The 11,383-nt window shown below is 70.8% G+C and carries 12 protein-coding genes; 10 read left to right on the top strand and 2 right to left on the bottom strand.

The features are described from left to right. Positions 1 to 180: 180 nt before the first annotated feature. Positions 181 to 969, bottom strand: coding sequence for a 2OG-Fe dioxygenase family protein (locus V7793_RS25355; protein WP_336010260.1), 789 nt, complete (start codon positions 967 to 969; stop codon positions 181 to 183). A gap of 167 nt (positions 970 to 1,136) precedes the next feature. After that, entirely contained in the window at positions 1,137 to 2,123 is a 987-nt protein-coding gene (locus tag V7793_RS25360) for a beta-ketoacyl-ACP synthase 3 (RefSeq protein ID WP_336010262.1), read from the bottom strand. A gap of 318 nt (positions 2,124 to 2,441) precedes the next feature. Here V7793_RS25360 and V7793_RS25365 point away from each other — a divergent pair, with 318 nt between their 5' ends. The 10 genes from V7793_RS25365 to V7793_RS25410 all read left to right on the top strand — a co-directional run. Further along, on the top strand, positions 2,442 to 3,251 hold the full coding sequence (locus V7793_RS25365; protein WP_336010264.1) for a thioesterase family protein: 810 nt from the start codon (positions 2,442 to 2,444) through the stop codon (positions 3,249 to 3,251). Positions 3,252 to 3,354: 103 nt separating this feature from the next. Beyond that, positions 3,355 to 5,136, top strand: coding sequence for a fatty acyl-AMP ligase (locus V7793_RS25370; RefSeq protein WP_336010267.1), 1,782 nt, complete (start codon positions 3,355 to 3,357; stop codon positions 5,134 to 5,136). A 12-nt stretch (positions 5,137 to 5,148) separates the two neighbouring features. Next, complete coding sequence (locus tag V7793_RS25375; RefSeq protein WP_336010268.1) at positions 5,149 to 6,114, top strand: acyl-CoA desaturase; 966 nt, start codon at positions 5,149 to 5,151, stop codon at positions 6,112 to 6,114. Between the two features lie 11 nt (positions 6,115 to 6,125). Then, positions 6,126 to 7,073 (top strand): acyl-CoA desaturase, encoded by a 948-nt coding sequence (locus V7793_RS25380; RefSeq protein ID WP_336010269.1) that lies wholly within the window; start codon positions 6,126 to 6,128, stop codon positions 7,071 to 7,073. Positions 7,074 to 7,179: 106 nt separating this feature from the next. Next, the gene (locus V7793_RS25385) at positions 7,180 to 7,479 is read left to right on the top strand and encodes an acyl carrier protein (RefSeq protein WP_336010271.1); all 300 of its coding nucleotides are present in this window, start codon (positions 7,180 to 7,182) and stop codon (positions 7,477 to 7,479) included. A gap of 14 nt (positions 7,480 to 7,493) precedes the next feature. Continuing rightward, positions 7,494 to 8,597 (top strand): fatty acid desaturase, encoded by a 1,104-nt coding sequence (locus V7793_RS25390; RefSeq protein WP_336010273.1) that lies wholly within the window; start codon positions 7,494 to 7,496, stop codon positions 8,595 to 8,597. Then, entirely contained in the window at positions 8,594 to 9,457 is an 864-nt protein-coding gene (locus tag V7793_RS25395; RefSeq protein WP_336010275.1) for an alpha/beta fold hydrolase, read from the top strand. The genes V7793_RS25390 and V7793_RS25395 overlap by 4 nt, the downstream gene beginning before the upstream one ends. Then, positions 9,454 to 9,636: a rubredoxin gene (locus tag V7793_RS25400; RefSeq protein ID WP_372504645.1), complete on the top strand. Its 183-nt coding sequence runs from the start codon at positions 9,454 to 9,456 to the stop codon at positions 9,634 to 9,636. Before V7793_RS25395 ends, V7793_RS25400 begins: the two co-directional genes overlap by 4 nt. Before the next feature lie 27 nt (positions 9,637 to 9,663). Further along, a complete protein-coding gene (locus V7793_RS25405; RefSeq protein WP_336010277.1) occupies positions 9,664 to 10,890 on the top strand; it encodes a cytochrome P450 in 1,227 nt (408 codons plus the stop codon). A gap of 227 nt (positions 10,891 to 11,117) precedes the next feature. After that, positions 11,118 to 11,383, top strand: a 266-nt coding sequence (locus V7793_RS25410) for a hypothetical protein (protein WP_443057990.1), incomplete at its 3' end; no start/stop codon positions are given.

The raw sequence follows: 11,383 nt of genomic DNA on the forward strand, positions 1-11,383 counted from the left end.
GTGCGCAGGAGGAGGGTCTGCGGGCCGGAGTCCGGCCAGGTGGTCAGCAGCGTCATCGCAACTCCAGGGTCCGGACGGCCGGGAGGAACTGCCCGTCCGGATCGTAGTCCGCCGCGGCGGGGCGCCCAAGGTGGCATGCCCCGCCCGCCGGGGCGGCCGCCGCGGCACGGCGGCGGGGCTTCACCCGGGCGACGAGCCCGCCCCGTTTCCGGGGGCGCCGTCACCGCCTCCGGGGAAGAAGTCCACCAGCAGCATGTCCCGCACTCCGCAGGACGCGCCCGGCGCGGGCCGGACGGGCGAGACGCCGTGCAGCAGCCGCCGGTCGTCGAGCACGATCGTCTCCAGCGGGGTGGTGAGCAGGGCCCGGTGGACCGGGCGGCTGCGCAGGTCGTACAGGGCGGACTCCGCGCCGCTCACGTCCTCGCGCCGGATCAGCACCTGGGCCACGTAGCAGTGCCCGTCCTGGTGGACGCCCTCCGGGGCGGGGTGGCCCTCGGTGCGGGTCGTGGCCGTGACGCGTATCTGGTGGACCCCGCAGGTGTCCATGCCGGCGCGCGGGCCGGGCAGATGGCGGCGCAGGGTGTGGACGACAATCCGCAGCACCTCGCCGCCGGCGACGGCGGCGGAGAGCGGGGCGAAGAGGCGCTGCACTCCGCCGTGGACCTTGTTGACGGACTTGTCCTGGAAGAACGCCGTGTGCGGCAGCCGCTCCAGCCGTCCGGGCCGGATCCGGAACAGCCCGTAGCGGCGGAAGCGGTACGGGGTGTCGGTGCCGAGGTGGGTGTCGGCCGGCAGGTCGTCCCACGATCCCGTGAACTCCTCGACGGCGCCCGCCCCGGCCCCGCCCAGGGCGGCCGCGAGCACCTCCGGGCCGAAGTGCACGAAGGGCGGGCCTCCGGGTGTCTCCGGAGCGCCGGCTGGCGTGCGGGTCAGGCGGGGGGCCGGTGCGCCCGGCGGGCTGGAGGTCATGGCGGTGTCCTGCCTTCGTACGGGAAGCGCTTGGTCTCGACAGTAGGCCGATTGCCGGTTCTGCTGGCCGGAATGCATCGTTCGGCCGCGCGACCGGAAGTGTGTTCCCGTGGGCAGGTGTTGGTGTCGCCGGTACCGGCCCCTTGCGGAAGCGGCCGGTCCGGTGCTCAGGGCAGACGGACCACCTGGGCGCCCCACGTGAGTCCCGCGCCGAAGCCCAGGAGCAGGGCGAGGCCGCCGCTGCCCACGGCCCCCAGCTCCTTCAGGCGCGCCAGGGCGAGCGGGACCGAGGCGGCGGAGGTGTTGCCGCTGTGCACCACGTCGCGGGCCACGGTGACGTGCCCGGGCAGGTCCAGCCGCTGGGTGACGGTCTCGATCATGCGCAGGTTCGCCTGGTGCGGTACGAAGGCGTCGAGGTCGCCGGTGCCGATCCCGGCCGCGTCGAGGGCCGCCCGGGCGACCGGCGGCATCTCCTCGATGGCCCAGCGGAAGACCTCGGGGCCCGCCATCTTCATGGTGGGCCACTCCCTTCCCGGCTCGTCCCGGAACGCGTCCCAGGCGGCGTCGTGCGCGATGAGCCCCGCCCGGCTGCCGTCCGAGCCCCAGACGACCGGGCCGATCCCCTCCTCGTCCTGCGGTCCGACCACCACCGCCCCCGCCCCGTCCGCGAAGAGGATCGCCGCCGAAGGGTCGTCCGGTGCGACGATGTCCGTCATCCGGTCGGAGCCGATGACCGCCACGTACTGCGCCGACCCGTCGCGGACCATGGCCGAGGCGAGCGCCAGGGCGTAACAGAATCCCGCGCAGGCGGCGTTGAGATCAAAAGCGGCGGAGCGGATTCCGAGCCGGTCGGCGATCTCCGCGGAACCCCCCGGGCTCTGCTGCAGATACGACATGGAGGCCAGGATGACGGCCCCCAGCTTTGCGGGCGCGATTCCCGCGTCGGCCGCGGCCTTCCGTGCGGCTTCCACCGCCATATCGGTCACCGATTCGCCCGGACCGGCATATCGGCGCTCGACGATGCCGGTACGGCGCTCTATCCACTCGGCGGTCCGGCCGGTGCGGGCCGCGACTTCCGCATTGCCCACCACCCGGTGCGGGCGGTACGCGCCGATGCCCAGAATTCCTACGCCGTTCACCGCAGTTCGCTGCATCAATGCGCGCATACAGGCCCCCCCAAGCCACCTCTGATGTGTCGGCGGCGAGACTATCCCCGGGTGGGTTGGAGGACGCAACCCACTGCAGCGCAGAGTGTGCGTGTTGAACGTCACGCCGGGGTGAGGATTCACTTCGGTCGTGATGCGGGTCACAAAATTTATTGCTTGCTTGGTGACGCACCGCCCTTCTACGGTCACTCGTGTGATCCAACTCGGAACAGTGAATGGCTTGTTGCCAAGGGCCGAGCACCACCACAGAATTCCGCCCCTCTCCCGCATCGCCGCCGCCCGGCCGGCGGCCGGAACGGAGGGGCCATGACCAGTACCGCTTCACCGCTTTCCCCGGTGGCGCTCCTCGACCGGTCCTCCGGCGAAGGGATCGCCGCCGGAAGTCATCTGCACGGTTTCGGCGGCTTTCACGGCGGCCTGACGCTCGCGCTGCTGGCTTCGGCGATGCAGGATGCCGCAGGGGAGGTGGCACCCGGCCTCCGGCTGCAGAGCGCAACGGCGCGTTTCCTGCGGCCGATCGGCGACGACTTCCGCCTGGAGACGTCGTTGCTGCGCGCCGGGCGCACGCTCACCACGCTCGGTGGCCGCGCGGTCACCGAAAAGGGTGTTCATGTAGAAGGGTCGGCCGTCTTCGGAAATCCGCAGCCGGCCGACTGGCAGTCGTTCGCTCCGGCGGTTCCGGATGCGCCGCCTCCGGAAGAGTGCGACGTCTTCGTCATCCCGCCCGAGTTCGTCGCCATTTCCACCTACCTGGAGATCCGCCCGGTCGGGCCCAACCGTCCCTATGCGGGCGGTGCCGAGCCCGAACTCATCGCGTGGATCAGGATCCTGGAGGACGAACGCCCGCCGGACGCATTGCGTTTCGTGTTCCTGATGGATTCACTGGCTCCGTCGTACGCGGCGGTGCTCTCGACGCTAGCGTTGGTGCCCACGGTCGAACTCACGGTCCGGCCCGGCGCGAATCTTGCCCGGGCGTCGTCGCCGTGGATCCTGCTGCGTGCACGGACCCGCTCCGCGACCGCCGAGGGCTGGGTCGACGAGGAAATCGATGCCTGGGGCAGGGACGGGGCCCACCTGGGTTCCGCACAACAGCTCCGCATCGTCCGTACCGGCTGACGAGGGCGACAGCCGACGGTACGGCGCACACCATTTTCCGCGGGCCGCGCACCGGTGACACGGGTGCGGCCCGCGCACAGAACTGAAACTTCACGGGGGCGTTGTGGACCACATAGCGGGGCGGGCCCGTACCTCATTGGGCGGGCTGCCCGGCATCCTCCAGCAGCGGGCCGCCGGGCCCCGGCGCACGGCCTTTCGCTTTCTCGCCGACGGCACCAGCGACGAGGCCGTCGACTGGACCTACCACGACGTGTACGAACACGCCGGCCGCATCGCCGCGGACCTGCTGGAGCGCGAACTCACCGGACGCCGCGTGGTGCTGGCACTGGATCCCGGACTGCACTACATCGCCGCGCTCTTCGGGATATTCCGGGCCGGTGCCACCGCGGTGCCGTCCTTCCCGCCCACCGGGAAACGCGCAGTGGCCCGCTTCGCCTCGATCGTCGTGGACAGCGCGCCCGATGTGATCATTGCGGACCGCCGGCTGGAGGGCCGCACGGCCCAATTCGCCGCGGAACTCCCCGATACGGTGCGCCCGCCGGAATGGCTGTTCGTCGACGACGCGTACTTCGGCGGACCGGCACCGGTGACCGCCGTCCCCGACGCCGTTTCCGATCCGGCGCTGCTGCAGTACACCTCGGGATCCACCGGCGACCCCAAGGGAATCGTGCTCACCCACGAGAACCTGGTCAGCAACTGCCGCGCCCTGGAACACAACATGGGATACGAAGCCGACCGCGTCGGCTGCACCTGGCTGCCGCCCTACCACGACATGGGCCTGATGGGCACGATCATGCTCGCGGTGCACGGCGGCTGGCCCTTGGTGCTCATGTCGCCGGCGCACTTCGTCCAGCAGCCGTACCGCTGGCTGAAGGCGATCACCGACCACAAGGTCACCATTTCCGTCGGGCCCAACTTCGCTTTCGACATGTGCACTTCGAGCATCACCGATGACGAGCTGGAAACCCTCGACCTCGGCACACTGCGCCAGGTCTTCTGCGGATCCGAGCCCGTATCCAGGGTAACCCTCGACAAGTTCCGCGAGCGATTCGGCCCCCGGGGCTACGACGAGACGTCCCTCATTCCCTGCTACGGCCTGGCCGAGGCGACGCTCTACGTGTCGGGAAAGCCCACCGGAACCCCCTTGCGGACCGAACGGCTCGACAAGGAGGCCCTCGAGAACGGCGACGTGCGCCGGGCCGGGGGAGACGGGGAGGACGCGGAGCCCGGCCGGGTCGCGCACGTCGTCAGCTGCGGCACCGTCGCCGACGGGCACGAGGTGACCGTGGTGGACCCCGACACCCTGCTGCCGGTCCCGGCCGGCCGGGTGGGGGAGATCTGGGTGAACGGCCCCAACGTGGCCCACGGCTACCTCGGCCGGCCCGAGCTCACCGCCGCGACCTTCACGGCGCGCACGGCGGGCGGTGGCGCGGAGACCCACCTGCGCACCGGAGACCTCGGATTCCTGCTCGACGGGGAGCTGTTCATCACCGGACGCCTCAAGGACCTCGTGGTCATCGCCGGCCGCAACCTCTATCCGCAGGACATCGAGCTCAGCGTCCGCCAGGCGCACGAGAAGGTGCGCGGCTGCGCGGCCTTCTCCGTCCCCGGCGAGCAGGGCGAGGAACTCGTGGTCGCAGCCGAGTACCGCGGCACCGCACGCCAGCTGGCCGCGGAGGGGGCGGCCGTGCTGGACGCGGTGATCGCGGCGGTGACGGCCGAGCACGGAGTCCGGCCCGCCGCCGTCCACTTCGGACCGGTCGGCGCGATCCCCATGACCACCAGCGGCAAGGTCCGCCGGGACGCGACACGGAAGGCCTACGTCCAGGGGACGCTGAAGAAGCTGGCCCTGGCCGCCGACGACATGCCGCAGGCCGTGCGGTGACGGGAGCCCACCATGACGATTTCGCCTGAGTCACCCGGGGCCGCCGCGGCCGGTGCCCCGCGCACGTCCCGCCCGGGCGCGGCCCCGCAGGCCGCGGGCGGCGACACCGACGCCTCGGCCCGCCGGCTGGCCTACCTCACGGTCGGCGTGCCCACCCTGGGCTTTGCCGGCGCGGTGGTCTTCGCCTGGAACTACGGATTCACCGGGGTCGACCTCGGCCTGCTCATCGGGATGTACCTGCTGACCTCCCTGGGCGTGGAGGGCGGCTTCCACCGCTTCTTCTCGCACCTGTCCTTCGCGGCCAAGCCGGGGGTGACCGCCTTCTGGGGCATCGCCGGCAGCATGGCCGCCCAGGGCCCGGTCGTCTTCTGGGTGGCGACCCACCGCCAGCACCACGCGTTCACCGACCGCGACGGCGACCCGCACTCGCCCCGGCCGCTGCAGGACGGGCGCAAGTTCCCCCGCCTGCGCGGCCTGTGGCACGGCCACGTCGGCTGGCTGTTCACCGTCCGCCGGCAGAACTGGAGCAAGTACGTCCCCGACCTGATGAAGAACCGGCTCGTGATGAAGATCAACGAGTACTACTTCGTCTGGGTCCTGGCCGGACTCGCCCTGCCCGCGCTGCTGGGCTGGGCGCTCACCGGCGGCAGCCTCCGCGGTGCGGTCGGCGGGCTGCTCTGGGGCGGTCTCGCCCGCATCTTTCTCCTCGACCACGTGACCTGGAGCGTCAACTCGATCGGGCACACGCTGGGCAGCCGCCCCCACCGCACCCGGGACAACAGCCGCAACGTCGCGACGCTCGCGCCCTTCTCGGTCGGCGGCTCCTGGCACAACAACCACCACGCCCAGCCCGCCCTGGCCCACAACCGGCACACCTTCTGGCAGATCGACATCGCCGGCGGGTTCATCCGGCTGCTGGACGTCCTGGGCCTGGTCACCAACGTCCGCTACCCCAAACGCGCACGGTCAGAGAGATAAGGAGCGGCCCCGTGTCTTCCGCAACCGCCGACCCGCTCGCGTCGGCGATCGTCAAGCTCGACCCCGCCAGCGCCCGGATCAAGCGCTTCTCCGCGCTCACCACGATGACGCTGCCGCTGATCGGCACCGCCGCCGCGGCCTGGTTCCTGTGGACCGGCAACTACACCACCACCGACCTGGTCCTCTTCGTCGTCATGTACTTCGTGCACATGGGCGGCATCACCATCGGCTTCCACCGCTACCTCTCGCACAAGGCGTTCAAGACCTCGCCCGTGTTCGAGGGCATCATGATGATCACCGGGTCCATGGGGGCCCAGGGCCCGCTGATGTTCTGGGTCACCACGCACCGCCGCCACCACCGCTTCAGCGACCGCGAGGGCGACCCCCACTCGCCCAACCTGCACGGCTGGAGCATCAAGGCCCGGCTGCGCGGCCTGTGGTACGCGCACATGCCGTGGATGCTCAGCGACGAGACCTCGAAGTGGAGCGTCTTCGCCCCCGACGTCCTGCGCGACCGCCGGCTGATGTGGTACAGCCGCACGTACCCGGCCTGGGTCCTCACCGGCCTGCTGATCCCGGCGGTCGTCGGCTTCGCCGTGGAGCAGACGCCGATGTCGCTGCTGACCGGCCTGGTCTTCGGCGGGTTCGCGCGCATCTTCGTGGCCAACCAGGCCGCCTGGTGCGTGGGCTCGATCTGCCACGCCATCGGCAGCCGCCCCTTCGACAACAAGGACCGCAGCGCCAACAACTGGCCCGTCGCCGCCTTCACCTTCGGCGAGGGACTGCAGAACAACCACCACGCCTTCCCCGGGTCCTACCGCCACGGCGTGACCTGGTGGGAGCCGGACCTGAGCGGCTGGATCCTCTTCGGCCTCGGCAAGGTCCGCGTCGTCTGGGACCTCAGGGAACCGGACAAGGCCACCATCGAGCGCAAGCGCGCCATGAAACAAGCCGCGTAGCCGTCCGCGCCCCCGCGGCAGTGCTTCACCCGCGGCACCACCCGCAATTCCGTCCCCGGATCCACCCGCAGTGCTTTCACCCTCGCACCAGCAGGAGCGTAACCACATGTTCGGACGCAAGAAGGACGCCCAGCAGATCTCGGGCCCGCTCACGGAGGAGTCCCTGCGCCAGTGGCTCATCGAGCACCTGGCCAAGCGGATCGAGACGGCGCCCTCCGACATCGACACCCAGAAGTCCTTCGAGGCCTACGGACTCGACTCGCGGGTCGCCGTCCAGGTCTCCGGCGCCCTGGAGAAGGTCGTCGAGCGCCGGCTCTCGCCCGGCCTGCTCTACGAGCACCAGACCATCGACGACCTGAGCAGCTATCTGGCCCAGGAACTCAGGCTGTCCCGCCGGACCGGCTGAAGGGAACCACGACGATGGGGGCATACAACTTTCCGTCCGCTCCGGACAAGGCGTTCGAGGACTTCAAGCGCAAGTCGGAGCAGATCGAGGGCGAACGGCTCGCGGGGGCCATCCCGAGGGAGTACTTCGAACCACAGGTGGGCCGCGGCCTGCTCGGCTTTGCCGTCAGCTGGGTGCTGTACATCGGTGCGCTCGTCGGCATCGCGTTCTCACCCCACTGGCTGCTCTGGATCCCGCTGTGGATCGTCGCCGGCCTGGGCGGCTGGGGCCTGCACTGCATCGCGCACGACTGCGGGCACGGCTCCTTCTCCCGCTCGCGCAAGTTCAACTTTGCGATCGGGCACGTCTCGCTGCTGCCGCTGATCTACCCGTTCCACGCCTGGCGGCACGTGCACAACCTGCACCACAGCCACACCAACAACCTGGAGCTGGACACCGACTGGCGTCCGGTCCCGGCGGCGCTCTACGACCGGATGCCGTGGCACGAGAAGGTCATCTACCACGGGACGCGCACCTGGGCGTTCTGGGGCGGCACCATCAACTACTGGCGCGAGTCCGGCTTCCGGCCGAGCTACTTCCCCAAGCGGGAGGCGCGCCGCGACGTCCGCCGGTCGATGCTCTTCGTCCTGGCCGTCATGGTCGCCTACTTCGTCCCGCTGATCTGGTTCACCGGCTTCACGGGCTTCCTGATCTACTTCGTCGCCCCGTGGCTCGCGACCCACGCCTGGTTCAGCGCGACGACGCTGATGCACCACAGCTCCAGCGACATCCCGTACCTGACCAACGAGCACTGGACGCGCAACGCCAGCCGCCTGCTGGTCACCACCGACTTCGTGTACCCGAAGTGGCTGCTGTTCCTCACGCACAACATCTCCATCCACACGGCCCACCACGTCGCCCCGGTCGTCCCCTTCTACAACCTGCAGAAGGCGCAGCGGGCCCTGAAGGACGCCTACCCGGGCATGGTCCGCGAGGAGCGCGTGAAGCTCCGCCAGCTGAGCACCATCATCCGGCGGCTGCACTTCTACGACACCGAGTCGGGCTTCTACACCGACTTCAACCGGACCACGATCGCCCCGGCGGACGCCAAGCCGGTGACGGTGAAGTCGCCGTCATGACGCCCCTCGTCCTCAGAAGACTCGCCCACGCAGCCGCCGGCGTCCTCGCGCCCGGACCCGGCGGCCGCTGGGCCACCGACGTCTTCAGCCGGACCCGGGCCATCGGCACCCGGCCCGACAACGTCCTGCCGCTCGGCGCCCGCGGATTCGACATCCTCGGCAACCCCGACGTGCACGGCGGATACCTGTGGGGCGACGACGACCGGCCCACCGCGCTCCTCGTGCACGGCTGGGGGGCCGACAGCAGCAGCATGTACTCGCTGATCGGCCCGCTGCGGGAACTCGGCTACCGGGTGGCCGCGTTCGACGCGCCGGCCCACGGCGTCAACCGCGGCACGCAGGCCACCATGACGCAGTACACGGCGGCCGTACGCGCCGCCCTGGACTCGCTCGGCGGGGCGAAGGTCGTCGTCGCCCACTCCCTGGGCTCCATCGCCGCCGTCGGCGCGGTGGCCCTGGAGGAGCGGCCGGACGTCGACTGCATCGCCCTGGTCGCCCCGACCTGCACGCTGACCGCGGTGCTGGAGCGGTGGTCCAGGAGCGAGCTGATGCTCTCGCGCGCCGTCGTCGACCGCATCTACCGCGAACTGCACCGCCGCAACGGGGTGCCCGTCAGCCACTGGGACGTCGTCGGCCTCGGCCGCGAGCTCGACGTCCCGGTGCTGGCCCTGCACGACCCCGAGGATCCCGTGGTGCCGTACTGCGAAGCCGAGGCCATCGCCGCCGGCCTGCGCGACGTACGGCTCCAGCAGGCCCCGGGCCGTGGCCACATGGGGATCCTGATGTCCCCCGAAGCGAAAAGCGCCATCTCCGTGTTCGTCGCCGAACACGGAACGAGAACTGGAGAGACCATCCCGTGAGCGAAGACGTCGGGAAAAGGGCATGGATGTGCCTCGTCTGCGGCTGGGTCTACTACGAATCCCTGGGACTGCCCGAGGAGGGGATCGCGCCCGGCACGCCGTGGGAGGAGATCCCGGACGACTGGGAGTGCCCGGACTGCGGGACCACCAAGGCCGATTTCGTCATGGCACCGCTGTAGAACCGCTGTAGATCTAGGAGAAGTGACATGAGCACACCGGTGATGGACCCGGGCCGGGCGATGATGACGCTGCTGAGCCCGGCCGGGAAGCGGGACCCGTACCCGCTCTACGAGGCGCTGCGCTCCTACGGGCCGCTGCTGCCGCTCGGCCCCGGCCAGCTGGTGGTCACCGGGCACGCCGAGTGCGCCCGGGCGCTGCGCGAGCCCGGGCTCCTGTCGACCGACGGGGCCGTGCAGGACACGATGATGCCCGGCTGGAGGGAGCACTCCTCCTGGGTGTGGCTCACCAAGAACATGCTCTTCAGCAACAACCCCGACCACGACCGCTACCGCCGGTTCTTCAGCGTCGGCTTCACGCCGCGCCGCATCGCCGCGCTGCAGCCGGCGGTCGAGCGGCTGATCGGCGGACTGGTGGACCGCCTGGGCACCCTCGGCGAAGGAGGCGCTCCGGTCGACTTCATGGCCGAGTTCGCCTTCCGCGTGCCGATGGCGATCATGGGCGAGCTGCTGGGCATACCCGAGGAGGAGCAGGCGGGGTTCCGGGGCCACATCGGCGCCATCACCACCGCCCTGGAGCCCATCCAGGACCTCGCCCAGCTCCGGCCCGGCGACGCCGCCATGGAGGAACTGGCCGTCTACTTCGGCGACCTGGTCGCCAAGCGGCGGGCGCAGCCCGGCGACGACCTCGTCAGCGAGATGGTCCGCCAGCTCGACACGACGGGCGGCATCAGCGAGGAGGAGCTCGTCGCCAACTTCATGCTGCTGCTGGTCGCCGGCACCGAAGCGCCGATGGACCTCATCGGCAATGCGCTGCGGCTCGCCGTGGAGCACCCGGAGTACGCCGACGCCCTCCGCGAGGACGACTCCCTCGCACCGGGCTACGTGGAGGAGGTGCTGCGCTTCGACCCCGCGGCGCAGGCCCTCAACCGCATGGCCGTCAAGGACATCGACTTCTTCGGGGTCCCGCTGACCGCGGGCACGAAGGTCACGCTCCTGATCGCCGCGGGCAACCGCGATCCGCGGCAGTACGCCGACCCCGGCACGTTCAACCCCTACCGCAAGGGCAACCACGCCCTGACCCTCAGCGGCGGCGCGCACTTCTGCCTCGGCGCGGGCCTCGCCCGCATGCAGGCGGAGATCGCCCTCCCGGCGGTCCTGCGCCGCTTCCCGGCGATCGCCCTCGCGAGCGAGCCGACGTTCCGCGACCAGCTGGTCCAGCGGGGCTTCGCGACACTTCCGGTGAAGCTGGGCTGAATGCCGCGATGCCCGGCCGGCGGTGCCGTACTCACCTCAGGTGGGTCCGGCACCGCCGGTTGCGTTTGGCGGTGGTTGAGCGCCGCCGCGGCGGGCTTCGACGGGCGTGCTGCGCCAGGGGTCGGTAGGGGTCCCGTGGGGCCCGGCGGTGCCGTCCGCCCCGCAGGCCGGGGGCGGGTGCGAACCCTGCCGTCGGCGTGCCGCGGGGCGCGGCGGATGATGGCTTGGTGAAGCAAGAACCCGCGCGCAACAGCCTCTGGTCGCCGCCCACCTTCGTCACGGCGACCGGGGCACTCGTGGCGGAGGCGACCCTCGCGATCGGCGCGTTCGTCCTCTGGTCGGTGGTGCACCCGGATGCCGCCCCGGGCTCCGGCGGTGCCGGCGATCCTTCCGAGGACGACAGCGGCGCCCTGGGCCTGATCGTCATCCCGTTCGTCCTGGCCGTCTGGACCCTCCTGGCGGCCTTCCTCGCCGCCGTGCTGGTCGTCCCCGC

The organism is Streptomyces sp. KLMMK (assembly GCF_036961605.1).
Taxonomy (GTDB): Bacteria; Actinomycetota; Actinomycetes; order Streptomycetales; family Streptomycetaceae; genus Streptomyces; species Streptomyces telluris.